Source organism: Gordonia heveisoli, assembly GCF_030315745.1.
Taxonomy (GTDB): Bacteria; Actinomycetota; Actinomycetes; order Mycobacteriales; family Mycobacteriaceae; genus Gordonia.
The window spans coordinates 85,401-110,392 of sequence record NZ_JASXSH010000016.1 but is presented as its reverse complement, the minus strand read 5'-3'; the positions used below and the strand labels follow the sequence as shown (position 1 = coordinate 110,392).

Sequence of the window (24,992 nt, the reverse complement as noted above, 5' to 3'; positions counted from 1 at the left end):
GGTGTTCCTCGGTGCCGATCGCCATCCGTGGCTGATCCCACCCGCCACCGTCGATGCGCGGTGTCGGCCGTTACCGGCCTACAACCGGCGCACGATGCGCCTGTCAGATACCGAACTCGCCGCCGCCTAACCCGCCCCTGCCCCCGAGTGTTACCTCCCGTGAGGTGCTGTGTTCGTTGACAACTCCATAGTGTGAGAGGTCTAAGGCCCTGCGGCCTGTGGCGGGATGGGGGCGTCACGGTGACGCCGATCCGGTGGAATCGATGCCGCGTCGGCCATGAAGCTGGTCCACTCGAGGTGGAGAATGTGGAACGTGCACGGGAGATTGGGGCATCGATGAACCGGGCAGACCAGATTATCGAGGTGTCGGGACTGATCAAGAAGTTCGGCCGGTTCCGGGCGCTGGACGGGTTGGACCTCACCGTCGGTCGTGGGGAGGTGGCAGGGTTCCTCGGACCGAATGGGTCCGGAAAGTCGACGACCATCCGAATCCTGCTGGGGCTGTACCGGTATGACGCCGGCACGGTCCGCGTATTCGGGGCTGACCCGCACGCTGATGCCGTCGCGATTCATCGGCGGCTGGCCTATGTCCCGGGCGATGTGAACCTCTGGCCCCAACTGACCGGGGGACAGTGCGTCGACCTGCTGCTGTCGCTGCGAGGAGTGCGCGTCGAATCTGCGACGCGTCGAGCCGAACTCATCGAGCGATTCGAGCTGGACCCGACCAAGAAGGCCTCCACGTACTCCAAGGGCAACCGGCAAAAGGTGGCGCTGGTGGCTGCGTTGGCCGCCGATACCGAGTTGCTGATCCTCGATGAACCGACATCAGGTCTGGACCCGCTGATGACCCGTGAATTCGTCACCTGCGTTCGTGAACGTGCTGAGGCGGGTGCGGCAGTGCTGATGTCGAGTCACCTCCTGGCCGAAGTGGAGCAACTCTGCGAGACGGTGACGATCATCCGGGCCGGCCGAACTGTCCAGTCCGGCACGCTGACACAGCTCCGCCACCTTCGACGATCGCGGGTGACCGCGACCCTCGCGGGTGACCCGGGCGATCTGCGGAACATCGACGGTGTCTTCGACTTCGCCGTCGATGGGTCAGCGGTCACCTTCACCGTCGACGACACCGGCCTGGCCGCGGTGACCCGTGCGCTCGCTTCGCACGACGTGGCCCAACTCGCGGTCGAGCCGCCGAGCCTGGAAGAGCTGTTCCTGCACGCATACTCCGATGCCGGGGATCGTCGATGACGACGAGCCCGGTCCTTCCACGAACCTCGGACCGATTCGCCGGCACCGCGATGATGTTGCGGCTCATGTTGCGTCGCGAGTGGCTGACGATAACCATCACGTTGGCAGTCTTTCTGCTGCTCAATGTGTCGACGGCAGCGTCGATCAACAGCATGTATCCCGGGGCGGCCGAGCGGCAGGCGGCGCGTGCCGGCCTCGGCGCGAACTCGGCTTTCCGTTTCCTCCTCGGTCCGCTCGACCACACCGACTCGGCCGCCTCGATGACCGTGTGGCGTGCCGGGCTCTTCATGGTTGCGGCGCTCGGTGTCTGCGTCGTCCTCCAGGTGGTGCGTCAGACACGGAAGGAAGAAGAGCTCGGGCGGGCCGAACTCGTCCGGTCGGGAGTCGTCGGGCCGCTCGCGCCACTGTCGGCCGCCGCGATCGCCGCATCCGTGTTCAGCATCGTGGTGGCGCTGGCCATGTCGCTCATGCTGTTTCCACTCGGGGCCGAGGCCGCAGATGTGGCGGCGGTGTTCGCACAATACGCGTCAACCGGGATGGCGGCGGCGGGCGCCGCGCTGGTGACCGCGCAGGTTGCCAAGACCTCGCATATTGCGAATATGACAGCAGCGTCGGTGGTGCTGGTCGGCTACCTGCTGCGCGGCGTCGCCGACTCGACCGGCGGCTGGGGGTGGTTACGCTGGCTGACCCCGATGGGCTGGGCGCAACTCATCGACCCGTTCGGCGACAACAACCTCTGGTTCGCCCTGACCTCGGTCGTGGTATTCGCGGCCGGCTGGTCGCTGGCCGCCGCGGTCACCAACCGACGCGACCTCGGTGGCGGGCTCATCGCACCCCGCCCGGGGCCGGCCGATGCCCGGCACATGGGGTCGATCGAGGTGATCGTCGCACGACTGAGTGCGCCGTTGCTGGGTTCGTGGGTGGGCGGCGTGATCGTTTACGGGCTGGTCGTCGGGTTCATGCAGCCTTCGGTGAGTCAACTGGCCGAAGGCAATTCGAAATTCGACGAGATTATTCGCCAGACCACGACGCCTGCCGATCTGGAAACCCTGTTCGGGATGACGATGATGACCTTCTTCGCCATCGCGGCCGGTGCGTGGACGGTGAACCTGACGACCCGAATGCACGGCGAGGAACACGCCGCGCGCACCGAGGTGCTGTTGGCGACACCGGCGTCACGCAGCAGGTTCCTGTTCGCCTACATCGAGATGGCAATGCTGGGTGTCGTGGCGATCCTGGCGTCGGCGGTCGTCTCGATCATCGTCGGCAACGCGCTCGCGGGCGGTGATGCGGGGCGGGCCGGTGCCGACCTGGTGCAGGCAGCGCTCGCGCAATTGCCCGCCGCCCTGGTGGTGTCCTCACTCGTGCTGGCGCTCTATGGAATTCGGTCGAGGCTGGTGATGCTCGGGTGGTTCATCGTGCTCGTCGCGCTGTTCCTCGGGCCGATGTCGGGGATGTTCGACCTGCCGCAATGGGTGAAGGATCTCTCGCCGTACACCCACACGCCGTTGGTGCCCGTCGAACCGATGCGCTGGCTGCCCGTCGTCGTGATGGCCTGCCTCGCGGCGGCGTTGGTCGCCCTCGCGCAGGCGGTGTTCGCCAGGCGCGACGTCGGCTGAGGCCGTCCCGGCAGAAGCGCCACTTTCGACGCAGCGGCGCTAGTTAGAAGTGGCGCGTGCTGTCCGAAGTGGCGCGTGTGCGGGGCGGCGCTCACACCAGCCCGGCGTCACGCAACGCGGTCATGATCAACCGACGAAAGTGCGGTGGGTCGAGCAAGTCCTGCCACGTCCAGCGCACCACGATGCGGCCGGTCCGCCGGATGGCATCCTCGCGCCGCTTCTCCGCAAACACGGTGTCCTCGGGACGCTGCCCGAAGGCGCCTGAATACTTGACGCGGCCATCGAACTCGCCGACGACGGCATCACCCCAACCGAAGTCTGCCCGAGCGATGAATTGGCCGCGCGTGTCCACGATCTCCACCTGCAGATCGGGCATCGGAATGCCGAGGCGGATCATGAGCGCACGACTGTAGGATTCGCCTACCGACTCCGATCGCCCGTCGGCCACCGCCAATGCCTGCCGAAGCCGACCGGCTCCTTTGTGCCCCGCGCAGGCGCGGGCCAGGTGGGTGATGTCGTCATGAGACGCACCGAGACGGAGTCCGCTGTCCAGGCAGCACACCGCCTGTTCGAACGTGACTCCCCGCGCGACATCGGCGACGGTTCGCGCCGGCGTCGTCACTCGAACGTCGTCGATGACGGTCGTGTCCCTTTCTGGCAGGGTTCCGCGATGGAGGTGAATCTTGGTGCTGCGACGTCCCGTCGAGCCGGTCGTGAAATGAACGCGTGACAGATCCGGCCGGAGGAGTGGAATCCGGTGCAGCACAGCCGCGGAGACGTGACTGACCACCCGCTGCGGGCCACCGGTCAGTGCGGCCCCGAGGACCGTCAGGCGGTACCGGTCGAGTTCGTCGTCGGGGACCGTGCCCTCGTGGACCACACCGCGCCACACCGACGTCAGGGTGCCGTCGCGTTCGCGTTCGCGAATCTCGCCGGCGTCAAGGACCGTACGAAGTGTCGCGCGGCGGATGAGGGACGAGTCGTCGGTCATCGCTTGAGGATGCCGTTCCGCGTCGACGTCGAGCTGCGATTGTCCACAGGACCCCGGGACGCCCCGCAAAAGCGCCACTTTCGACGCAGCGGCGCATGTTAGATGTGGCGCCTGTCGTCGGAAGTGGCGCTTTTGCCCGGGGGGTTGCGGGGGAGTTCAGAGTCCGGGGGCCGGGGTGACCTTGTCCCAGCCCTCGACATCCTCGGGCCGGCGGGGGCCGGGTCCGATGTAGATGGCGTTCGGGCGGATCAGCTTGCCCAGCCGCTTCTGCTCGAGGATGTGTGCGCACCAGCCTGCGGTCCGGCCGCAGGTGAACATTGCAGGCATCATGTGCGGCGGTACCTCGGCGAAGTCGAGCATGACCGCCGCCCAGAACTCGACGTTGGTCTCGATGGCCCGGTCGGGACGGCGCTCGCGCAACTCGGCGAGTGCGGCTTGTTCCAATGCGGCGGCGACTTCGAAGCGCGGCACACCGAGCTGCTGGGCAGTGTGGCGCAACACCCGGGCACGCGGATCCTCGGCGCGGTAGACGCGGTGACCGAAGCCCATGAGCTTCTCCTTGCGGTCCAGGATGCCCTTGACCAGGCCGCGGGCGTCGCCGGTGCGTTCGACCTCCTCGATCATCGGTAGCACCCGTGCCGGTGCACCTCCGTGCAGCGGCCCGGACATCGCGCCGATGGCACCCGACAGTGCGGCGGCGACGTCGGCGCCGGTGGAGGCGATGACCCGCGCGGTGAACGTCGAGGCGTTCATGCCGTGTTCCGCGGCGCTGACCCAGTAGGCGTCGATCGCCGCGATGTGTCGGGGATCGGGATCTCCCTTCCACCGCGTCATGAACCGGGCGGTGACGGTCTCGCACTGGTCGACGATGCGCTGCGGAACCTCGGGCTGCGACAACCCGCGCGCGGACTGCGCGACATAGGACAGGGCCATCACCGAGGCGCGGGCCAGGTTGTCGCGGGCGGTGGCGTCGTCGATGTCGAGCAGTGGCTGGTATCCCCAGATCGGGGCCAGCATCGGCAGCGCCGCCTGCACGTCGACGCGAACGTCACCGGAATGCACGGGCAGCGGGAAGGGTTCGGCGGGCGGCAGCCCATCACCGAAGCGGCCGTCGACGAGCAGCGCCCACACGTCGCCGAAGGTCACCCGATTCTCCACCAGGTCCTCGATGTCGACTCCGCGATAACGCAGATTGCCGCCGTCCTTGTCCGGTTCGGCGATCTCGGAGGTGAAGGCGACCACGCCCTCGAGACCTGGGACAAAATCCGCGGGGACCGTGTTAGCCATGGTGAACCACCCATCCGTCGACACGTCGTCGTGTGCGAGTTGATACCAACACCAAGAACTCTAGAGCGCGGGCATCGCCCGTGTACCGGGGAGTAGCCTTTCCAAGGGTGGCAGATCAACGGATAGACCTTCCGAACATGCGGGTCGGCTACGGTGGCGGCATCCCACCGAATATCGGAGAAGGTGATCGCGCGGCGGGAGCTGACGGTATTCGGGAGAACCTCGACCCGAGTTGGTTGCGGGGCGACCCGCCATGGCTCGACCTCTTCGAGGTGTGGCTGCACGAGGCTGTCGACGCCCGGATTGCCGAACCCAACGCCATGGTGCTCGGTACGGTCGACGCCGACGGATACCCGGCCACGCGCACGGTGCTCTGCAAGGGGATAGACGCCACCGGCGTCGTCTTCTTCACCGGCTACGACTCCGACAAAGGACGTGACATCGCCGCGCACCCCTACGCGTCGGTGACCTTCCCGTGGATCGGCCTCGAACGTCAAGTGCACTTCCGCGGCCCCGTCGAACACGTCTCGATGGAGGAGACCGAGGCCTACTGGTACAGCCGGCCACGCGGCTCGCAGATCTCGGCATACGCCTCCGCACAGTCCCGGCCCGTCGATTCACGTACCGAACTCGAGGCCCACACCGCGCGGGTTGCGCACCAGTTCGGCGGGTTCGACGGCGGCGCCGAGATCCCGGTCCCACCCACCTGGGGCGGCTACCGGATTTTGCCGACGGTGGTTGAATTCTGGCAGGGGCGGGCAAATCGGCTGCACAATCGGGTACGGCTGACCCATTTCGACGACGGGTGGCGCGCGGAGCGTCTCCAGCCCTGACCTATCGTCTACCGGGTGTCTCGACTCCTCGCCGATACGACGCCGCTGCGCAACGAGTACTTCCGGCGGTTGTGGTCGGCGAACATTGTCACCGTCATCGGCGCGCAGCTGACCGTCGTCGCGGTTCCGGCACAGATCTACGCGATCACCGACAACTCCGCCTATGTGGGGTTGACCGGCTTGTTCGGGCTGGTCCCACTCATCGTGTTCGGGTTGTGGGGCGGCGCGCTGGCCGATGTGTTCGACCGGCGCCTGATCCTGATCGTCACCACGCTCGGACTGATCGGCACGAGTGCCGTGTTCTGGTTGCAGGCTTATCTGGGCTGGGACAACGTGTGGGTGCTGCTGGTCACGTTCTCCGTCCAGCAGGGCTTCTTCGCGGTCAACCAGCCCACGCGGAGCGCGGTGCTACCTCGGCTGCTGCCGTCACGTGAACTACCGGCGGCGAACTCGCTGAATATGACGGTCATGCAGGCCGGCGCGATCGCCGGTCCGCTGGTGGGTGGGGCGCTGATCCCCGTACTCGGGTATGCGCTGCTGTATCTGGTCGACACGGTCGGACTGCTGGCCACACTCTGGGCGGTCATCCGACTGCCTGCGCTGCGGCCCGAACACACCGACGGGCAGCCGCGGCCGACCGCCGGATTGCGGTCGGTCGTCGACGGCTTCGTCTATCTCGGCGCCCACAAGGTGCTGATGGCCAGTTTCCTGGTGGATCTCATCGCCATGATCTTCGGTATGCCACGTGCACTGTTTCCGCAGATGGCCCATGAAGACTTCGGCGGACCCAACAACGGTGGTTTGGCCTTCGCGTTGCTGTTCGCCGCGATCCCCGCCGGTGCGGTTATCGGCGGTGTGTTCTCCGGCTGGGTCACCCGGATCAGCAGGCAGGGACTGGCGGTGATCGTGTGCATCCTGATCTGGGGTGCGTCGATCACGGTGGCCGGCTGCGCGTTGTTCTTCGCCGACGGCAACCCCTTTCCGATGCTGCCGATCGTGGTGGTGGCGCTGATGATCGGTGGCGCCGCCGACATGGCGTCCGCGGCGTTCCGCCAGACGATGCTGCAGGCGGCCGCGGCCGACGAGGTGCGTGGCCGACTGCAGGGGGTGTTCATCGTCGTCGTGGCGGGTGGACCCCGCATCGCCGACGTCGCGCACGGTGCCTCGGCTGCGCTGGTGGGTACCGCGGTCACCACCGCCGGTGGGGGTATCGCCACCATGGTGCTGACAGTTGTTGCCGCACTGATGATCCCGGCTTTCGTCCGCTATCGTGCGGTCCGGGTGGGGGACCAGCCCGTCTGAGTTGCGGGATCGGCGCGCTCCACCACTCAGCGAGATCACCGCATGTCGTGCACCATGGGTCCATGCAGTCGGCAGACGACGACCAGGTCACGGCCGGATTCGTGGTGCCGACCATCGACATCTCGCCGTATACCGCCGGGGGTGACGCGGCACAGCGGGCGGTCGTCGCCGCGCAGATCGACGACGCGTGCAGCTCGGTCGGATTCATGCAGATCGTCGGGCATCAGATCCCCGCGGTGGTGATCGACGAGTTCACCGCGGCCCTCGACGACTTCTTCGCACTGCCCTTGGAGGCCAAGAAGCGGTACCGGACCCCACCGGAGATCAATCGCGGATATGCGCCGCCGAAGTCGGAGTCGTTGTCGTTGAGCCTGGGTGTGGAATCGCCGGCCCGGATGAACGACTTCTTCGAGGCGTTCAACGTGGGGGTGGAGGCAGGCGAGTATCCGGATCTGGATCTCCCGGCCGACCAGTACGCGACCAACACGTGGCCGCAGGTCGATCATTTCCAGGCCGCGGTCGACGGCTACTTCGCCGAGGCCCGACGCGTCGCGCACACCTTGACGCGCATCTTCGCCGATGCACTTGATCTGCCGCCGGACTACTTCGACGGGTACACCGATCATTCGCTCGACGTCCTGCGGATGAACAACTATGCCCTGCCGCCCGGCGCGATCGAAGGCGAACTGGCCGGGTTGGGAGACCTGACGGGCATGGGGGAGCACACCGATTACGGCATCGTCACCGTGCTGTGGGCCGACCAGGTGAGTGGTCTGCAGGTGCTCGACCGGGCGGGCTACTGGCATGACGTCACTCCCGCCGACGGGGCACTGCTGATCAACCTCGGTGACCTGATGGCGCGCTGGACCAATGAGCGGTGGCTGTCGACATTGCATCGAGTGAAACCCCCGATCGTCGGCGGCACCATCGAACGGCGTCGGTCGGCGGCCTACTTCCATGACGGCAACATCGACGCCACCATCGCCACGCTGCCCTCATGTGTGGGCGCCGGATCGCGTTATTCGCCGATCACGGTCGGCGAACACATCGGCGCGAAACTCGCGGGTTCCCGTGCCGGCCACGCCAATCCTTATGCCAAACGGGAGGCCGAGCGACTTCGGATGGCGATGCGCCGCGGACTCGGCCAGCAGTAGCCCGGCCGCGCACCAACTCCCGACGGCTCAGCTCCCGACGACTCAGCTCCCTACGACGACGCCGGGCAGGCTGGCGCGTCGGGCGGCATGCACCGGGCAATAGTGCATCGGGTTGTCGCGTTCGGATTCTGGCGGGAGATTCCGGATCGGGCTCTGAACGAGCGGCGCGTCGTCCGCGACCCGCCCGTACGCGCGATCCCAGGCATCGCGGGAACGCGGATGCCAGCGGTAGCGCTTGGGCGTCACGTTCATGACGAACTGGACCAGTTTGCCGAAGCGGACAAACCAGCGTTGATCGCGGTCGGACCACCTCAGCCCCATCATCTCGCGTACCGGCTCGTCGTAGAGTCCGGTGGTCACCCACATCATGAACCGGGTGCCCGGTGCGCTCAGACGTTGCCACAGTCCGCGGGGTATCCATGTCAGCCCGGGCGGGGGCGGTAACTGTCCGAGGTCGAGTACCACGCGGACCGATTCGTGGTCGCGGAGCACGTTGCGGCACATGTGATCCCAATACTCGAGGAAGTCCTCGTAGGTATCGGGACAGGGCCGCATGCTGATTCCGTACATCGCGTACCACGTCTGTGATTCGGCGAACAGCCGGCGTTTGTCGGCTTCGGTGATGGGCGGCCCGAAGATCTCGGCGCTGCGGACCGCTCCGTACCAGAAGGTGGCGTGCGCCCAGTAGAAGACGTCGGGATCCAGTGCGTGATAGCGGGAACCGTCGGCCATCGTGCCCTTGACGGTCAGGTGATAGTCGCGGACCTCGTGGCCGGTGGCGTCGGTACCGTCGAAGACGGTGCCCATGATCGGATACAGCGAGCGGAACAGCCGCTGCCAGCGTTCGCCGAAGAAGTCGGAGTGATCCCACACGGCCGCACCGAGTTTGGGGTGCATATTCTGCATGGATCCCGACCACAATCCGGACATCATCCCGCGCCAGTCGCCGAAGAAGTTCCAGGTGAGCGAGTCCGGCCCGAGCGGTGGGTGGGTGAGGTGGTCGAGGCGCTGACCGTCGAATGTCGCCGCCGGACCCGCGTCCATCACCGGGTCGAGACCATGCCGGGGTAGGTGGCCTTGCGGGCCGCACCCACCGGGCAGTAGTGCATCGGGTTGTCGCGTTCGGATTGCGGCGGCAGGTTGCGATCCGGGGTCTGCACCAGCGGTGCACCGGGGGCGACCCGGCCGTTGACCCGATCCCATGCATCCCGCGGACGCGGATGGCGCAGAAAGCGTTTCGGGGTGAGTCGGTGCATCACCAGGTTGATGCCGCGGCCCAGGAGTCGGAAGCGTCGTTCGTCCTTCTCGGTCCAGCGCAGGCCCAACATCTCGCGGATGGGTTCGTCGTAGAAGCCGGTGGTCAGCCAGGTGAACACCCGCTGGTTGTTGGCCGCCATGTACTTGAACCAGACCTTCTCCGGGATGAAGGACAGGAACGGCGGTGGCGGCAGCTGGGAGATGTCGAGCACCACCCGAACCGACTCGTGGTCACGGAGGACGTTGCGGCACATGTGATCCCAGTATGCGAGGAAGTCCTCGTAGGTGTCCGGTACAGGTCGCATGCTGACCCCGTATTGGGCGTACCAGGCCTTGGACTCCTCGAACAGCTGACGTTTGTCGGCCTCGGAGAGCCACGGCCCGAAGCGCTCACACAACCGGACGTTGCCGTACCAGAAGGTGGCATGTGCCCAGTAGAAGACGTCGGGGTCCAGCGCGTGATAGCGGGAGCCGTCGGGCATGGTGCCCTTGATGTCGCGGTGGTAGTCGCGGACCTCGAGTCCGGTCTGCGCCCCCGCGACGCTGTCGAAGACGACCCCGCTGATCGGGTACAGCGAGCGCATCAGGCGCTGCCAGCGTTCGCCGAAGAAGTCGGAGTGATCCCACACCGCGGCGCCGAGCTTCGGATGCATGTTCTGCATCGAACCGGCCCACAGCCCCTGGAACATACCGGTCCAGGTACCCCAGATCTGCCAGGTGAGTGAATCCGGTCCGAGCGGCGCGTAGGTGGCGGCACCCTTGGATCCGACCGCCGCAGGGGCGGTGGGGCCGTCGGCGTGGGGGCATCCGGTTGCGGCGAGGTCGGTGCCGGTGGACGCATCGGGCGTGGTCGGGTGGACGGGGCAGGTGGCCGCGATGTCGTCGACGAGCTCGCTCATGAGACGGAATACTATGTTCGTCTCAACCGGCTGTCAATGGACTCGGCCATCGCTCAGCGGTTTCGGAATCGCACCGTCGACCCTGGGGTGAGCTGGGCGGCGAGGTCGGCCGCTGCCGCATCGAGTACAGCGATCACCGGATAGCCGCCGGTCACCGGATGATCGGCGAGAAAGATCACCGGGTTGCCACCGGGTGGTAGTTGCACCGACCCGTGGGCGATTCCTTCCGAACGCAGTTCAGCGGCGTCCAGGCGATGGCGCAGTGCACCGAACTCGGAGTCGGCCCGCCGCGCTAGTCGGATGCCCACCCGGTTGCTGTCAGCGCCGACCTGCCACAGGCCGCGGCGCAGCAACTCGGGGTCGTCGGCGTGGCCGGCTCGCGGGCCCGGGGAGTAGCGCAGCACCGTGACCTGATGGATCGTGCCGTCGGCGGGCGCGGCGGCGATGGCCGGCCAGTCGTCGACCTCGGCGCCGACGGGCAGTTCGTCGCCCGCACGCAGTGGCATGGGGCCGAGGCCGGAGAGGGTGTCGGTGGAGCGCGATCCCAGGGTAGGGGGCACGTCGACACCGCCGCGGATGGCGACATAGTTGCGGCAGCCCTGGCGCGGGGTCCCGACGCTCAGTTCATCACCTGCGCGCAGTGTGGTGCCCACGGCCAGTCCGACCGGAGACCCGTTGACCGACACCGTCGTCAGCGCGCCGGTCACCGCCACCAGGATGTCGGCGTCGGCCCGCAGGCGCAGGCCGCCGAGTGTCACTTCGATGGCTGCCGCGGATTCGCGGTTGCCGACCAGCCGGTTGGCCAGGCCGAAGGAGGTGCGGTCGGCGGCGCCCGAATGCGGCACCCCGAGGTGGGCGAAGCCCGGGCGGCCGGAGTCCTGCACGGTGGCCAATGGGCCGGTCGAGAGCACCTGTAGCGCCGTCATCGTCGGCGCCCTTCGTCGGTGAACGTCACGATGGTGCCCGGTGCGAGCAGCGCGGGCGGCTGTGCATTCTCATCCCACAGGCCGATTGTGGTGTGGCCCAACAGCTGCCAGCCGCCGGGGGAGTCGCGGGGGTAGATCGCGCTGTAGCCTGCCGCGATCGCGACCGACCCACACGGCACCTGGGTGCGCGGATCGGTGCGGCGTGCGACACCGGTCAACGGATTCGGTGCGGCGCCGGTCGGGACCAGATAGCCGAAACCGGGGGCGAACCCCATGAATTGCACCGTCCAGCGGGTATCGCGGTGTGCTGCGATGACCTCGTCGACCGTCATCTGCAATTGGGTGGCGACGGCGTCGAGGTCGGCACCGTCGTAGACGACCGGAATGGTGACCGCCGCAGTGGTTCGGGTGGTGGGGGACTCGGCGTCCTGCCTGGTGCGTAGGGCACGGCGCACGCCGAGGATGTCGATACCGCGGCCGGTTTCGGCCTGGACGAGCAGGGTGTGCGCACTGGGGATCAGATCGGTGACACCGGTCAGCAGACCCGACGTGATCGCGGCCTGCACCGCGGCGCACGCGCCCAGCACCGCGTCCGCGGCGTCGGGGACGTCGGAGAAGTCGAGCACCACCGCATCGGCGCCGGCGGGCAACACGCGCATGACACCGCAATCTACCGCCCCGAACTTCCCGGGCCCATCCCTGGCGGGTGGCACACTGGGCGGGTGGGCCGACCGGAATCGACGTGAGAGCAGGCCGATGAGAGAGATCGTGGTCTGCGGCGAGGCGCTCGTCGACGTCGTCGCCGATGCCGCACCGAAATCCGGTGGTAGCGGCCCGCTCCCGACGTTGCGGCCGGCGCTGGGCGGCGGCCCGTTCAATGTGGCGGTCGCCCTGGGGCGGTTGGGGTCTGCGGTGTCTTTTCTCTCGTCGGTCTCCACCGACGACTACGGCGACGCGATCGTGAACACGTTGCGCGCCAACGGGGTTGGCGTCGGCTTGGTGCAGCGCTGTGACCAGCCGACCTCGCTGGCGCTGGCCACCGTGGCGGCCGACGGGGGTGCGCACTACACGTTCTACGTCGACGGCACCGCCGACCGTCTGGTCGCCGATCCTGGGCGTCTGCCTGCGACGGTCACCGCGATGTGTTTCGGCACGTTGTCGCTGGTGCTGGAGCCGGGCGCGTCGGTCTACGAGGCGCTGTTGCACCGCAGCCACGCCGACGGCCGACTCACGGTGCTCGATCCCAACATCCGGCCGACGGTCATCGCCGACGCCGACGGCTATCGGCAGCGATTCCGGTCCTGGATGCCGTCGACGGATGTGGTGAAAGTCTCCGACGAGGATGCCGCCTGGCTGGCTGTCGGACCGTGCGGTTCAGCGCCCGCGGACTGGCTTTCGGACGGGGTGACAGCGGTCGTCGTCACCGCTGGTGCCGCGGGCATCCTGGTGCACACCAGGGCTGGATCTGTGCAGGTCAGTGCCCCTGCGGTGGAGGTCGTGGACACCATCGGTGCGGGGGACGCCGCGCTGGGCGGGGTGTTGAGCCGATTGGACCAGTTATCCTCACTGTGCCCGGCCGCCGTTCGTGAGCTCAGCCTCCCGCAATGGGAGTCAGTTGCCGAATTCGCAGTTCAGGTCGCTGCGGTGGCCGTGACGAGGCCCGGGGCGGACCCTCCGTGGGCGAGTGAGTGTCGAAGCGACTAGTTTGTAAGTCAGATATGTCCCAACCGGACATCTGCAAAATCTCTGACCTGAGCAAAGGGGTTCGTGTGTCTGCTGAAACAGTCCCAGCCGACCAGGCGTCCGACACAGCCTCAGCGACTTTCACCTACCCCGGTGGACAGCTGGAGCTTCCGATTCTGAAGGCCACCGAGGGCACCGATTCGGTCGAACTCGGCAAATTCCTCGCCGAGACGAATCTGACGACCTTCGACGGCGGTTTCGTCAACACGGCGTCGACCAAGTCGGCCATCACCTACATCGACGGCGACGCGGGTATCCTGCGCTACCGCGGCATCCCGATCGATCAGCTCGCGGAGAAGTCGACCTTCATCGAGGTCAGCTATCTCCTGATCTACGGTGAGCTGCCGACTCCGGCGCAGCTGGAAGACTTCACCACCAAGATTCAGCGCCACACCCTGCTGCACGAGGACCTCAAGCGGTTCTTCGACGGCTTCCCGCGCAACGCTCATCCGATGCCGGTGCTGTCCAGTGCGGTCAACGCGTTGTCGGCGTACTACCAGGATTCGTTGGACCCCAAGGATCCCGAGCAGGTCGAACTCTCGACCATCCGCCTGCTGGCCAAGCTGCCGACGATCGCGGCCTACGCCTACAAGAAGTCGGCCGGTCAGCCGTTCCTCTACCCGGACAACTCGCTGAGCCTGGTGGAGAACTTCCTGCGGATGACGTTCGGTTTCCCGGCCGAGCCCTACGAGGTCGACCCGAAGGTCGCCAAGGCCCTCGACATGCTCTTCATCCTGCACGCCGACCACGAGCAGAACTGTTCGACGTCGACGGTGCGGCTGGTCGGATCGTCGCAGGCCAACCTGTTCACCTCGATCTCCGGTGGCATCAACGCGCTGTGGGGTCCGCTGCACGGCGGTGCCAACCAGGCGGTGCTGGAAATGCTGGAGGACATCAAGGCTTCCGGTGGCGACACCAAGGCGTTCATGACCAGGGTCAAGAACAAGGAAGACGGCGTGAAGCTCATGGGCTTCGGACACCGCGTCTACAAGAATTACGATCCGCGCGCGGCCATCGTGAAGAAGACCGCCGACTCGATCCTGGAGTCGCTCGGAGTGCAGGACGAACTCCTCGACATCGCCAAGGGTCTCGAAGAGGTCGCGCTGTCCGACGACTACTTCATCCAGCGGAAGCTGTACCCGAACGTGGACTTCTACACCGGTGTCATCTACCGTGCGATGGGCTTCCCGACGCGCATGTTCACCGTCCTGTTCGCGTTGGGCCGCCTGCCCGGCTGGATCGCCCATTGGCGCGAGATGCACGCCGATCCGGCTACCAAGATCGGCCGTCCGCGCCAGCTGTACACCGGCTACACCGAGCGTGACTACGTCAACATCGGTAGTCGCTGACCGATCGCGACACCGTCCGATCTCGACGACCACTGATCGACACCGACTCAAAGGAGAGTCCTGTGACCAGCACCGAGAAGCCCGAAGTCGAATTCCAGGAGGGGCCGGCGCCCGCTGAGCTGACGATCAAGGACCTGATCGTCGGCGAGGGTGCCGAAGCCCAGCGTGGTGGCATCGTCGACGTGCACTACGTCGGCGTCGACTATGAGACGGGCGAGGAGTTCGACTCGTCGTGGGACCGTGGTCAGTCCGCGAATTTCCCGCTCGAGCGTCTGATCCCGGGCTGGCAGGAAGGCATCCCCGGCATGAAGGTCGGCGGCCGACGCCAGCTGACCGTTCCGCCGGAGCTGGCCTACGGCCCGGCCGGTGCCGGTCATCGGCTTTCCGGTCGTACCCTGGTCTTCGTGATCGACCTGCTGGGTGCCAACTGATCCTGGCCGCATAGCGTGATCGGCCAACAAGTCTCGTAGTCCGTGCCCGCCGATTCCGGCGGGCACGGACTACGTTGCGTTAGGCGACTGTTGGGAGGCGACATGCCCGAAGCGTCGGTGGTGTGGTTGCGGCGGGATCTGCGGATCGCCGACCTGCCGTCGTTGGGTGCGGCGATCGACGACGGCGGGCCGGTGACGGTCTGTTTTGTACTCGATCCGCGACTGGAAGCCTCCTCGGGGGCGCGCCGACTAGCGTTTCTCTACGACTCGCTGCGCGATGTCGACGCCGCCCTGGGCGGCCGACTGGTCGTCCTGCGCGGCCGTCCGGAGGTCGAGATCGTTCGGTTGGCTCGTAGCGTCGACGCCGGCACCGTACATGTGAGTGCCGACTACACGCCTTTCGGACGGCGTCGCGATGACCGGGTTCGGCAGGCGTTGGGGCGCATCGCCTGGGAAGAGGTGGGATCGCCCTACCTCGTGTCGCCTGGGCGGGTCCAGAAGGCCGACGGTGACCCGTACAAGGTCTTCACCCCCTACTTCCGGCAGTGGCTCGACCACGGCTGGCGTGCTCCCGCCCAATCCGCGGTCGAGGATGCGACGGTCGTCGATCCCGACGAGGTCCGCGTCCCGAACCGGATCGAGATCCCGGCATCGCCGACGACGCTCACCTTGCCGGCCGGTGAGACCGCCGCACGCGGGCGGTGGGCGGAGTTCGCCGACGGGCACCTCGCCGACTATCACGAGCTCCGCGATCGGCCCGATCGTGACGCAGGCAGCCAGATGTCGGCCTATCTGAAGTTCGGCAACATTCATCCGCGCACCATGGCCGCCGATCTGGGGTCGGGGCCGGGACCGCAGGCCTACTTGCGTGAGCTCGCCTTCCGTGACTTCTACGCCGACGTACTCTTCCATTGGCCGGAAAGCCTGTGGCGCAACTGGAATCGCGGATTCGACAACATTGAGCTGGACACCGGTGACGAGGCGCGGGCACGGTTCGACGCGTGGCGGTCTGGGCATACCGGCTTCCCGTTGGTCGACGCCGGGATGCGGCAGCTGGCGGAGACGGGATATATGCACAACCGGGTGCGGATGCTGGTCGCCTCCTTTCTGGTCAAGGATCTGCACCTGCCGTGGTGGTGGGGGGCGCGGTGGTTCCTCGATCAGCTGGTGGACGGCGACATGGCCTCCAACCAGCACGGCTGGCAGTGGGCTGCCGGGACGGGAACCGATGCGGCACCGTACTTTCGGGTGTTCAACCCGCAGACACAAGCCGCTCGGTTCGACCCTGACGAACGGTACGTCCATCGCTGGATCCCCGAACTCGACACCGACGACTATCCGGATCCGATCGTCGACCACAAGACCGAGCGTGCCGAGGCCCTGCGCCGCTACCGGTCCCTGTGACACCGAATCTCTGCCGAAAGTCGGGGACGAGTGTTCTTCCCCGACTTTCGGATTCGTCCTCGGGAAGTATCGCGGGGAGGAATCTGAAGGTCGGGGACGAGGGTGGGGTTCCAGCGTGCTCCGATCGGGCTCAACCGAGTTCGGCCAGCTGATCGCGGACGACCCGGGCAGCTTCGCGGCCCGCGCGATTGGCCCCGATCGTCGATGCCGACGGGCCGTAACCCAGCAGCTGGATGCGCGGATCGGCGGCCACCACGGTCGCCAGCCGCCCGGTCATGGTGATGCCGCCACCGGCAGAGCGCAGATGCAGCGGTGCGAGATGGTCGAGGGCACTGCGGAATCCGGTGTTCCAGAAGATGACGTCGACGTCGAGGTGGTCGGGTGGGGCGGTCGGCGAGCCGGTGCCGCAGTCCCAGCACACCCCCGATTCGGTGATACGGGTGAACATCGGTCGCCACTGCAGAATTCCGTCCGCACGGGCGGCGGCGATCGTCGGCGTCAACGCGAGGCCGGTCACCGATACCACCGACCGCGGCGGCAGACCAGCTCGTACACGCTGCTCGACCCTGGCCACCGCCGCGCGGCCCTGTTCGGGCGTGAACGGTTTCGGATTGAACTCCGGCTCGGTGCGTGAACACCAAAATGTCTGTACGCCTTCGGCATTGCGGGCGATCTCGATCAGTAGCTGGATCGCCGAGATGCCGGCGCCGACGACGAGTATCCGCTTACCAGCAAACTCGTCGGGGCCGACATAGTCGTGGGTGTGCAGCTGGCGCCCACCGAAGTCCGCCGCGCCCGGGATGTACGGGATGAACGGCCGATCCCAGGTGCCGGTGGCGTTGACGATCAGCCGCGCGGTGATCTCGCGGCCGTCGGTGAGGGTGGCGCGGAAGCCGGGGTCCTCGGCCTGTATTGACCGCACTCGTACCGGGCGCCGGATCCGCAGGCCGAAGTCGTGCTCATAGCGGCGGTAGTAGTCGGGAACCGCGGTCGCGGCCGGAAAGCTGTCGCAGTCGGCGCCGAGCGCCTCGACGATGCCGAGGCCGGGGAGGTCGTGGACCCTGTTGGCGGCGGCGAGCGTGAGCGTCGGCCAGCGGAACTGCCAGGCGCCGCCGGGGCCCGGCGCGCCATCGAGCAACTGGTAGCGCTCGGCCAGGCCGAAACGGTGCAGGAAGTAGGCGGCCGACAAGCCGGCCTGGCCGCCACCGATGATCAGGACGTCACTGTGGTCGTCGATCGTCGGCACGGTCTCAGGCTGGCTGTTCACGTCCACCACCCTGACATGACAGGGATACTTCGGCCGCGCCTGACCCGCCGTCGGTGCGCGCTGGGTAGGCTTCCGCACATGATTCACTCCAGTACAGATGGTGCGGTGGTCACGATCGAGCTTGATCGCGCCGACAAACGCAACGCACTCGATGAGTCAATGGTGTCCGGTTTGTCGGAAGCGTTCGCGAACGCCGTCGACCAGGGGGCACGCGCGATCGTGCTCACCGGTCGGGGCAGTGTCTTCTCCGCCGGGGCCGACCTGTCGGGACCGGTCTACGACAAGGACTTTCTGGACGGGCTGATCGCCACCCTCGCCGAGATCGAGTCGGTGCCGGTACCGGTGATCGCGGCACTCAACGGTGCGGCCCTCGGTGCCGGCCTGCAATTGGCCATGGCCGCCGACCTCCGGGTGATGGCGCCCGATGCGATCGCTGGCATCCCGGCCGCGAAAATCGGTGTCGCCGTGGATGAGTGGACGATCCGTCGGCTGGTGTCGCTGGTCGGGGCCGGCCAGGCGCGCGGCATGCTGATCGGCTGCGACCCGCTGACCGCCGACCGCGCACACGATCTCGGTTTCGCCAACCGGATCGGTGACCTCGCCGACGCCCAGCATTGGGCGCAGACCATCGCTGCGCTCGCACCGCTGACCCTGCAGCACTACAAGCTGGTTCTCAACGGTGACGGCGCACGCGACGACGCACCGGCGCAGCGACGGGCGGCGATGATGCGGGCTTGGGAGAGTGCCGATCTCGCCGAAGGTCGGGCCGCACGCGCGGAGAAACGCGCCCCGGTGTTCACCGGCTCCTGACCCGAGGATCGTTGCAACCGGAGTGCAACGATTTTTCCTCCGGGAAACATTTCGATCAAGCGATCGAAACGTGCTGTCCATAGCGTCCGTGTCGGCGCCGACCCCGATGTCGTGGCGTCGTTCGAAAGCACTTGCCCCCCGAACGCAATGGGAGACGCACGCAGCATGTCGAAAGAGTCTTTTCGCGACGAGGTCGCGGAGTTCACCGAGGATGTCGGTGAGATCGAGAACGCCGAACACAGCATCATCACCACCGGCGCCGCCGCCGCGGCCGCCCGCGAGAGTCTGGAGGACTACACCCTTCGGTTCGCGCCGCGCAGCTACCGCAAATGGGGTCCGGGCGTCGTCGCCGTGTCGGCCCTCGGTGGTATCGCCTACCTGGCGGACTTTGCCATCGGTGCCAACATCGGCATCGCCAACGGCACCGGAAATGCCTTGCTGGGCATCGGATTCTTCGCGATCGTCATCATCCTGACCGGCTACCCGCTGTCCTACTACGCGGCCCGCTACAACATCGACCTCGACCTGATCACCCGCGGTAGCGGATTCGGCTACTACGGCTCGGTGCTGACCAACGTCATCTTCGCGTCGTTCACCTTCATCTTCTTCGCCCTTGAAGGGTCGATCATGGCCCAAGGCCTGCTCTTGGGCCTCAACATCCCGCTGTGGCTGGGGTATCTGCTCAGCTCGGTGCTGATCATCCCGCTGGTGATCTACGGCATGAACACGCTCGCCAAACTGCAGGTGTGGACGACGCCGCTATGGCTGGTCATGATGGTGTTGCCGTTCGCCTACCTGGTGTTCAAGCACCCCGACGCAGTAGGCGACTTCTTCGCCTTCGGCGGTATCGACACCGCGACCGGTGAACCGCTTAACAAGGGTGTCAGCTTCGCGGGCACCATGCTCGCCGCGGGTGTCTGTCTCTCGCTGATCGCCCAGATCGCCGAGCAGATCGACTATCTCCGCTTCATGCCGCCGCGCACCCCGGAGAACTCCCGCAAGTGGTGGCTGGCAATGCTGACCGCCGGTCCGGGCTGGGTCATCTTCGGTGCGATCAAGCAGGTCGTCGGCCTGTTCTTGGCGGTCTACCTGATCGGCATCACGATGGACAACGCCGGCATCGCCAACCAGCCGGTTCACCAGTTCGTCGAGGTGTACGAAGAGTTCGTCCCGCATTGGCTGGCACTGACGCTGGCGGTCATCCTCGTGGTGATCAGCCAGATCAAGATCAACGTCACCAACGCCTACTCGGGGTCGCTGGCCTGGACCAACAGCTTCACCCGCGTGACCAAGACTTACCCGGGCCGGTTGGTGTTCTTGGTGTTCAACGTCGCGATCGCGATCGTGTTGATGGAGGCAGACATGTTCAGCTTCCTCAACAACCTGCTGAACTTCTACGCCAACTGCGGTATCGCGTGGATCGTGACGGTCGCCTCCGACATCGCGATCAACAAGTATCTGCTCGGCATCTCACCCAAGAAGCCAGAGTTCCGGCGCGGCATGCTCTATGCCGTGAACCCGGTCGGATTCGGGTCGGTGATCGTCGCCGGGGGTGCGTCGATCCTCGTGTACTTCCACGTCTTCGGCGACGCCATCCAGCCGTACTCACCGCTGGTGGCTCTGGTTCTGGCGCTGGTGCTTCCGCCGATCATTGCGCTGGCCACCAAGGGGCGCTACTACCTGCGCCGTACCGACGACGGCATCGATCTGCCGATGTATGACGAACACGGCAACCCCTCCGACGAGCGACTCACTTGCTGCGTCACCGGGATCGATTTCGAACGTCCGGACATGATCGCCTCCGCCAAGCCGGGGCCCGACGGGGAGAAGCAGTACATCAGTTCGCTCGCGTTGTCGTGCGACCGCAGTGGCGAACACATACTGCCCGAACAGAAGTCGGCCGGCACCGCGGAGACGACCGATATCGCCGTGAAGGATGGTGACGCCACCACGGGCTGACTATCCGCGGTGTCGGTGGATCGGCCCGCGACCGTGTGTCAGCGGCCGGGCCGATCCGCTGTTGCGTTCGGCAATCAGCTGGGCGGCAATCGAAATCGCCACCTCGGCGGGAGTGTGTCCGCCGAGGTCCAGACCCAGCGGGGAACGGAGCCGGGCCAGTTGGTCGGGGGTGACCCCGGCGTCCAGCAGACGGGTGCGGCGGTCGGCGACAGTCCGGCGCGAACCCAGAGCGCCGACGAATGACAGTGGCGCACCCGACAATGCGACGCGCAGTGCGGGTACATCGAATTTGGCGTCGTGGGTCATCACGCAGACCGCCGACGATGCCGGGAGTCGGCCGGCCTCGAGTTCGGCGGAGAGATAGTTGTCCGGCCATCCGACGACCACCTCGTCGGCCTCGGGAAATCGTGCCCGGGTGGCGAATACCGGCCGGGCGTCGACGACGGTCACCCGAAACCCCAGGCGGCTACCGATGGCGGCCAGCTCTCGGACGAAGTCGTTGGCGCCCACCAGGATCAGCCGGGCGGGCGGTGCGAACGACTGCACGAAGGTGCGCGGCCGGTAGTGCGATGCCGGGTCGTCGGCATCGCAGTCGTCGACCCCGATGATCGAACTACGGCCGGTGGCGAGCAGATCGGCGACGTCGTGATCGAGCCGGAGCCACGGCTGCTGGTCGGTAGGGGTGCGCACATGCCAGCGAGGATGGGCGGCGAGGGTCGTGGCCAGCGCCACCGGCTGCCGGTGGGCGACGGCGGTGGACAACCGATGCAGGTCGTCGAGGCGTTCGGGTCCGACCGGCTCGACGAACACCTCGATCTCGCCGCCGCAGGTCAGTCCCGCGCCGGCGAGGCCCAGAGCGTCCTGATCGGCGAACCGCTCGACGACGGCGACCCCGTCGGCGAGCACCTGCCCGGCGGTGTGATGCAGGGTCGACTCCACGCATCCGCCCGACACCGAGCCCACGATCTGCCCGTCACCGGTGACCAGCATGGCCGCTCCCGGCGCACGCGGCGCCGCCCCGGTCACCCCGATGACGCGCGCCAGCGCGACCGGCCGGGCGTCCCGGGCCGCGAGCAGACTCAGCAGATCGGGCAACAGCTCACGCATGCCCCCAGTCTCGTCAACCCACCCGCGTCGCGCCAGTCGGAGGAAGTCACGGTCCGAGAATCTGCTCCAGGTATGGATTGGCGAAGACCCGGTCCGGGTCGTACCGGTCGCGGACGGCCCGGAACTCGTCGAAGCGGGGGTAGACGGTCCGTAGATACCCGGCATCGCGGTTGTGCATCTTCCCCCAGTGCGGCCGCCCGTCGTAGTCGCTCATGATGGCCTCGACGTCGGCGAAGTACGACGCCGAATCGGCCGGGTCGTCACGGTGATAGCGGTGGACGGCGACATACCCACTGGTTCGTCCGGCGGCGGTGGACAGCATCAGATCGTCCTCGGCGGCCGCCCGCACCTCGACCGGGAAGCTGATGCGGTAGCGCCGCCGGTCGATCATGGTGCGCAATTCGTCGAGTACCTCGGGAATGGTGTCGAGGGGGACGGCGTACTCCATCTCCCGGAAGCGCACGTCACGGGCGGAGATGAACACACCGGTAGAGGTGTCGGTGAACGTGCGTGCGGACAATGCTCGGCCGGCGATCTGGGCGATCGGCGGAACCGTGGCGGGCACCCGCGCGCCCACCGCACACAGCGCGCCGAACAGCTTGTTGCTCAACAGTTCGTCATCCACCCAGCGGCGCACATGCCCTGGACCGTGGCACGGTTCCTCGACACCGAGCCGCGTATTCATCTTGGCCAGCGCCCGATTGGTGTGCGGGAACCAGTAGAACTCGTGATGGTCGTACTTCTCGGTCCGCTCGGCGAATCCGGCGATCGCGTCGTCGGCGGACATCGGTGTCTCCTGCGCCCGCATGTGGAAGGCGGGCACCAGGGCGAGGGTCAGATCCGCCAGGACGCCGAGCGATCCGAGTCCGAGCGCGACGGCGGCGAGATCGGGATCGTGTTCGTCGACGACGCGCACCTCGCCGGTGCCGGTGATGATGGTGGCGCCGACGATCTGGGTACTGATCCCGCCGAAGGCGGCGCCGGTGCCATGGGTGCCGGTGGAGGTCGCGCCGCTGATGGTCTGCCGGTCGACGTCGCCGAGGTTGGTCATCGCCAGTCCGAAAGGTGCCAGCAGACGTGGGATCTCGTGGAGATGGGTGCCGCCGCGCAGGGTGGCGCGGTCGGTCTCGACATCGGTGGCGATCAGCCCGCGCATCCTGGTGAGGTCGAGCTGGATGTCGTCGGCGACGGCGATCGCCGAGAAGCTGTGTCCGGCACCGACCGCTTTGATCCGACGACCCTCGGCGCGTGCGCGGCCGACGAGTTCGGCGATCTGCACCGCGTCGGTGGGCGACTCCACCCGGGCCGGGGTGCACCGTTGGGTGCCACCCCAATTGCGCCACCCGATCGTCGCAGCCGTCACAGAAAGCACCGTCCTTCGCCTCGGTAAGTGGGTACCACCTCGCGCACCCGTGGATCGCCGGTCGCGTCGCGCTCGATCAGGGCGACCCGGGCCGACCGTTCGCAGACCTCACCGGATTTGGTGTGCCGGAACCATATTCGATCTCCGGCGCGCAGGTCGCGGGCGGCGTCACCGCGCAATGGTGTCTGCACCTCGCCCGCCGCCTCGGTCCCCACATAGGACAACCCGTCCGGCCACACCGGGATCGGCAGCCGGTCCGCGGCGGGCGGCCCCGACGCGATCCAGCCACCCCCGGCACACGTCGCGATGTCGTCGCCCGGCTTACGGACGACGTCGAGGCCGAAGGACAACGCCGGCGCGGGCCGGAACCGGCGGTACCCGTCGAACAGATGGCCGCCGAACAGTCCGCTGCCAGCGGCGATGTCGGTGACCGACGAGTCCGCGGCCGATTCCTCCAGCGATCCGGTACCGCCGGCGTTGACGATCTCCAGGTCGGCGATCTCCCGCAGCGCCGCGACGATGGCCCCACGGCGGCGGCGCAACTCGCGCATCGACCGCTGCTGCATCAGCCGTACCGCAAGGTTCTGCAGCGCCCGCCCGTCGACATCGTCGGCGACCCCGGCCACCTGCGCCTCATACGACATGGCGCCCACGAGGGTGAATCCCGCACGCGCGGTGATGGTCCGGGCCAGTGCGACCGCGTCGGCGACGCCGTGGACGGGGGAGCGCCGCACCCCGATGTGCACCAGGCCGCCCAGCGGACGGTAGGAGGCATCGATGTCGATGGCCACGCGCAGCGCCGGGCGGCGATCGGGTTCGACGACGGAGTCGATGAGGTCGAGCTGATCGGCCGAGTCGACGAGCAGGGTGACCCGGCTGACGGCGATCTCGTCGGTGGCGAAGGCGGTCAGCGCCTCGCGTCGCACCGTCGGATAGCCCATCAGGACGTCGGTGATGCCGGATTGGGTTGCCAGCCAGTGCGCCTCGGCCAGATCGTAGGCGAGCACACCTGCGTAGCCGGGGTGGCCGAGGGTGTTCTCGATGATCGACCGTACCCGCAACGATTTGGACGCCACCCGTATCGGGGTGCCTGCCGCACGGCGGCGCAGATCAGCGACATTGGCCGCGAATGCGGCCATGTCGAGGGTCAGGATCGGTGCGTCGAGCCCCGCGGTGCGGACGGCGTCGGCGATTCCGGCCCACCACGATTGGTCATACGCTGACGACATACGTCATCAGCGAACGTGTGGCCGACCCGATGACGGTCCTGATCGCCTTGTCGTCGGCGGTACTCAAATAGATGAGGGTGATCGAGTTCGTCGCCGCGATCACGATGGGGCCAAGATTCTCCACGGGCTCCGACCACGTCACCCCGGCTCGTTCGGCGGCCACCCGCATGACGATCGACGCCACCTCGAACTGGCGCTCGTACATCCGCCGCCCGAAGGTATCGAGTTCCGGATGGTTGTGCCCGTAGATGCCGAGGGAGATCGTCGCCTGCAGACGTCCGGGATCGGCCTTGAGATGGTCGTAGAACGCCGCGAACAACTGCTCGATGCTCTCCTCCATCCCGATCGCCGGGGCATCGTCGTCCGTCTCGTGCAGGACCGAAGCAAGCAGGTCGGCCAGGTCATTGGGGACCGCGGTCTCCATGACCGCACCCAGCAGTGCGGTACGGCTTTCGAAGGCGTAATGGAAACTCGCCAAGGGCATATCGGCGTGCGCGCAGATCTGTCTGGTGGTCGCCCCCTCGACACCATGATCCGCGATCACCCGGAAAGCAGCTTCGATGAGTGCGCTTCGGCGCTCGTCGACCGACATCCTTGCCACTGAATTGATCTACCTCTACAGCGGATATGCGACCCGCGCATATGCGTGAACAACTGATTCGGCAGCTTATCAGCGCGCACGGTGTCGCCGCGTCGGGTTGGCGGACCAACCGTGAACCGCGTGAGGTGCATACCGCCGTCGATCGTCGGTGTCGGATGGTCGACGCACCCCCGTCGGCGTGCTCCGAGCTTGTCCGACTCCGGCGCACTAGGG

Annotated in this window: 22 protein-coding genes; 11 read left to right on the top strand and 11 right to left on the bottom strand. The window is 66.9% G+C overall.

Going from position 1 to position 24,992, the window contains the following annotated elements; all coding sequences use genetic code 11:
* Positions 1–336 precede the first annotated feature (336 nt).
* Together QSJ18_RS14860 and QSJ18_RS14855 are read left to right on the top strand one after the other, a co-directional pair.
* Entirely contained in the window at positions 337–1,248 is a 912-nt protein-coding gene (locus tag QSJ18_RS14860) for an ABC transporter ATP-binding protein (RefSeq protein ID WP_286327326.1), read from the top strand.
* Complete coding sequence (locus tag QSJ18_RS14855) at positions 1,245–2,867, top strand: ABC transporter permease (protein ID WP_286327325.1); 1,623 nt, start codon at positions 1,245–1,247, stop codon at positions 2,865–2,867. The genes QSJ18_RS14860 and QSJ18_RS14855 overlap by 4 nt, the downstream gene beginning before the upstream one ends.
* A gap of 91 nt (positions 2,868–2,958) precedes the next feature.
* Here QSJ18_RS14855 and QSJ18_RS14850 read toward each other — a convergent pair whose 3' ends face one another.
* Both QSJ18_RS14850 and QSJ18_RS14845 read right to left on the bottom strand, forming a co-directional pair.
* Positions 2,959–3,858, bottom strand: a complete 900-nt coding sequence (locus tag QSJ18_RS14850; protein WP_286327324.1) for a hypothetical protein — start codon at positions 3,856–3,858, stop codon at positions 2,959–2,961.
* A 156-nt stretch (positions 3,859–4,014) separates the two neighbouring features.
* A complete protein-coding gene (locus QSJ18_RS14845) occupies positions 4,015–5,145 on the bottom strand; it encodes a citrate synthase 2 (protein WP_286327323.1) in 1,131 nt (376 codons plus the stop codon).
* A 137-nt stretch (positions 5,146–5,282) separates the two neighbouring features.
* Here QSJ18_RS14845 and pdxH point away from each other — a divergent pair, with 137 nt between their 5' ends.
* The 3 genes from pdxH to QSJ18_RS14830 all read left to right on the top strand — a co-directional run bounded on the left by pdxH (position 5,283) and on the right by QSJ18_RS14830 (position 8,434).
* A complete protein-coding gene (gene pdxH / locus QSJ18_RS14840; RefSeq protein ID WP_286327334.1) occupies positions 5,283–5,978 on the top strand; it encodes a pyridoxamine 5'-phosphate oxidase in 696 nt (231 codons plus the stop codon).
* 15 nt (positions 5,979–5,993) lie between these two features.
* Positions 5,994–7,280 (top strand): MFS transporter, encoded by a 1,287-nt coding sequence (locus tag QSJ18_RS14835; RefSeq protein ID WP_286327322.1) that lies wholly within the window; start codon positions 5,994–5,996, stop codon positions 7,278–7,280.
* 62 nt (positions 7,281–7,342) lie between these two features.
* Complete coding sequence (locus tag QSJ18_RS14830; protein ID WP_286327321.1) at positions 7,343–8,434, top strand: isopenicillin N synthase family dioxygenase; 1,092 nt, start codon at positions 7,343–7,345, stop codon at positions 8,432–8,434.
* Between the two features lie 42 nt (positions 8,435–8,476).
* Here the strand turns inward: QSJ18_RS14830 and QSJ18_RS14825 are convergent, their stop codons facing one another.
* The 4 genes from QSJ18_RS14825 to QSJ18_RS14810 are packed head-to-tail and all read right to left on the bottom strand — an operon-like array spanning position 8,477 to position 12,175.
* On the bottom strand, positions 8,477–9,478 hold the full coding sequence (locus QSJ18_RS14825) for an oxygenase MpaB family protein (RefSeq protein ID WP_286327320.1): 1,002 nt from the start codon (positions 9,476–9,478) through the stop codon (positions 8,477–8,479).
* Entirely contained in the window at positions 9,478–10,590 is a 1,113-nt protein-coding gene (locus QSJ18_RS14820; protein WP_286327319.1) for an oxygenase MpaB family protein, read from the bottom strand. The genes QSJ18_RS14825 and QSJ18_RS14820 overlap by 1 nt, the downstream gene beginning before the upstream one ends.
* A 53-nt stretch (positions 10,591–10,643) precedes the next feature.
* Positions 10,644–11,516 (bottom strand): 5-oxoprolinase subunit C family protein, encoded by an 873-nt coding sequence (locus QSJ18_RS14815; protein WP_286327317.1) that lies wholly within the window; start codon positions 11,514–11,516, stop codon positions 10,644–10,646.
* Entirely contained in the window at positions 11,513–12,175 is a 663-nt protein-coding gene (locus tag QSJ18_RS14810) for a 5-oxoprolinase subunit B family protein (protein ID WP_286327316.1), read from the bottom strand. Before QSJ18_RS14810 ends, QSJ18_RS14815 begins: the two co-directional genes overlap by 4 nt.
* Positions 12,176–12,272: 97 nt before the next feature.
* Here QSJ18_RS14810 and QSJ18_RS14805 point away from each other — a divergent pair, with 97 nt between their 5' ends.
* The 4 genes from QSJ18_RS14805 to QSJ18_RS14790 all read left to right on the top strand — a co-directional run bounded on the left by QSJ18_RS14805 (position 12,273) and on the right by QSJ18_RS14790 (position 16,443).
* Entirely contained in the window at positions 12,273–13,220 is a 948-nt protein-coding gene (locus QSJ18_RS14805) for a carbohydrate kinase family protein (protein ID WP_286327315.1), read from the top strand.
* A 65-nt stretch (positions 13,221–13,285) separates the two neighbouring features.
* Positions 13,286–14,608 (top strand): citrate synthase, encoded by a 1,323-nt coding sequence (locus tag QSJ18_RS14800; RefSeq protein WP_286327314.1) that lies wholly within the window; start codon positions 13,286–13,288, stop codon positions 14,606–14,608.
* Positions 14,609–14,670: 62 nt separating this feature from the next.
* Positions 14,671–15,039: an FKBP-type peptidyl-prolyl cis-trans isomerase gene (locus QSJ18_RS14795; RefSeq protein WP_286327313.1), complete on the top strand. Its 369-nt coding sequence runs from the start codon at positions 14,671–14,673 to the stop codon at positions 15,037–15,039.
* A gap of 102 nt (positions 15,040–15,141) precedes the next feature.
* A complete protein-coding gene (locus tag QSJ18_RS14790) occupies positions 15,142–16,443 on the top strand; it encodes a cryptochrome/photolyase family protein (protein WP_286327312.1) in 1,302 nt (433 codons plus the stop codon).
* Between the two features lie 130 nt (positions 16,444–16,573).
* Here QSJ18_RS14790 and QSJ18_RS14785 read toward each other — a convergent pair whose 3' ends face one another.
* Entirely contained in the window at positions 16,574–17,710 is a 1,137-nt protein-coding gene (locus QSJ18_RS14785) for an NAD(P)-binding domain-containing protein (protein WP_462476089.1), read from the bottom strand.
* A gap of 78 nt (positions 17,711–17,788) precedes the next feature.
* Here QSJ18_RS14785 and QSJ18_RS14780 point away from each other — a divergent pair, with 78 nt between their 5' ends.
* Positions 17,789–18,520 (top strand): enoyl-CoA hydratase, encoded by a 732-nt coding sequence (locus QSJ18_RS14780; protein ID WP_286327311.1) that lies wholly within the window; start codon positions 17,789–17,791, stop codon positions 18,518–18,520.
* A gap of 165 nt (positions 18,521–18,685) precedes the next feature.
* Positions 18,686–20,479 carry a purine-cytosine permease family protein gene (locus QSJ18_RS14775; RefSeq protein ID WP_286327310.1) on the top strand — a complete coding sequence of 598 codons (1,794 nt, stop codon included), beginning with the start codon at positions 18,686–18,688 and terminating at the stop codon, positions 20,477–20,479.
* Here the strand turns inward: QSJ18_RS14775 and QSJ18_RS14770 are convergent, their stop codons facing one another.
* Genes QSJ18_RS14770 through QSJ18_RS14755 form a run of 4 tightly spaced genes read right to left on the bottom strand, consistent with a single transcriptional unit; the run spans position 20,480 to position 24,770 of the window.
* Positions 20,480–21,586, bottom strand: coding sequence for an XdhC family protein (locus tag QSJ18_RS14770; protein WP_286327309.1), 1,107 nt, complete (start codon positions 21,584–21,586; stop codon positions 20,480–20,482).
* 46 nt (positions 21,587–21,632) lie between these two features.
* Complete coding sequence (locus QSJ18_RS14765) at positions 21,633–22,958, bottom strand: D-arabinono-1,4-lactone oxidase (RefSeq protein ID WP_462476088.1); 1,326 nt, start codon at positions 22,956–22,958, stop codon at positions 21,633–21,635.
* Positions 22,946–24,178, bottom strand: coding sequence for a type III PLP-dependent enzyme domain-containing protein (locus tag QSJ18_RS14760; RefSeq protein ID WP_286327307.1), 1,233 nt, complete (start codon positions 24,176–24,178; stop codon positions 22,946–22,948). Before QSJ18_RS14760 ends, QSJ18_RS14765 begins: the two co-directional genes overlap by 13 nt.
* A complete protein-coding gene (locus QSJ18_RS14755; RefSeq protein ID WP_286327306.1) occupies positions 24,162–24,770 on the bottom strand; it encodes a TetR/AcrR family transcriptional regulator in 609 nt (202 codons plus the stop codon). The genes QSJ18_RS14760 and QSJ18_RS14755 overlap by 17 nt, the downstream gene beginning before the upstream one ends.
* Positions 24,771–24,992: the final 222 nt, after the last annotated feature.

Coding starts and splice junctions, on each gene's coding strand:
- QSJ18_RS14815 (WP_286327317.1), bottom strand. CDS start 11,516: ATGACGGCGCTACAGGTGCTCTCGACCGGCCCATTGGCCACCGTGCAG.
- QSJ18_RS14845 (WP_286327323.1), bottom strand. CDS start 5,145: ATGGCTAACACGGTCCCCGCGGATTTTGTCCCAGGTCTCGAGGGCGTG.
- QSJ18_RS14760 (WP_286327307.1), bottom strand. CDS start 24,178: ATGTCGTCAGCGTATGACCAATCGTGGTGGGCCGGAATCGCCGACGCC.
- QSJ18_RS14860 (WP_286327326.1), top strand. CDS start 337: ATGAACCGGGCAGACCAGATTATCGAGGTGTCGGGACTGATCAAGAAG.
- QSJ18_RS14850 (WP_286327324.1), bottom strand. CDS start 3,858: ATGACCGACGACTCGTCCCTCATCCGCCGCGCGACACTTCGTACGGTC.
- QSJ18_RS14780 (WP_286327311.1), top strand. CDS start 17,789: ATGATTCACTCCAGTACAGATGGTGCGGTGGTCACGATCGAGCTTGAT.
- QSJ18_RS14805 (WP_286327315.1), top strand. CDS start 12,273: ATGAGAGAGATCGTGGTCTGCGGCGAGGCGCTCGTCGACGTCGTCGCC.
- QSJ18_RS14770 (WP_286327309.1), bottom strand. CDS start 21,586: ATGCGTGAGCTGTTGCCCGATCTGCTGAGTCTGCTCGCGGCCCGGGAC.
- QSJ18_RS14830 (WP_286327321.1), top strand. CDS start 7,343: ATGCAGTCGGCAGACGACGACCAGGTCACGGCCGGATTCGTGGTGCCG.
- QSJ18_RS14855 (WP_286327325.1), top strand. CDS start 1,245: ATGACGACGAGCCCGGTCCTTCCACGAACCTCGGACCGATTCGCCGGC.
- pdxH (WP_286327334.1), top strand. CDS start 5,283: ATGCGGGTCGGCTACGGTGGCGGCATCCCACCGAATATCGGAGAAGGT.
- QSJ18_RS14810 (WP_286327316.1), bottom strand. CDS start 12,175: ATGCGCGTGTTGCCCGCCGGCGCCGATGCGGTGGTGCTCGACTTCTCC.
- QSJ18_RS14825 (WP_286327320.1), bottom strand. CDS start 9,478: ATGGACGCGGGTCCGGCGGCGACATTCGACGGTCAGCGCCTCGACCAC.
- QSJ18_RS14755 (WP_286327306.1), bottom strand. CDS start 24,770: ATGTCGGTCGACGAGCGCCGAAGCGCACTCATCGAAGCTGCTTTCCGG.
- QSJ18_RS14775 (WP_286327310.1), top strand. CDS start 18,686: ATGTCGAAAGAGTCTTTTCGCGACGAGGTCGCGGAGTTCACCGAGGAT.
- QSJ18_RS14820 (WP_286327319.1), bottom strand. CDS start 10,590: ATGAGCGAGCTCGTCGACGACATCGCGGCCACCTGCCCCGTCCACCCG.
- QSJ18_RS14790 (WP_286327312.1), top strand. CDS start 15,142: ATGCCCGAAGCGTCGGTGGTGTGGTTGCGGCGGGATCTGCGGATCGCC.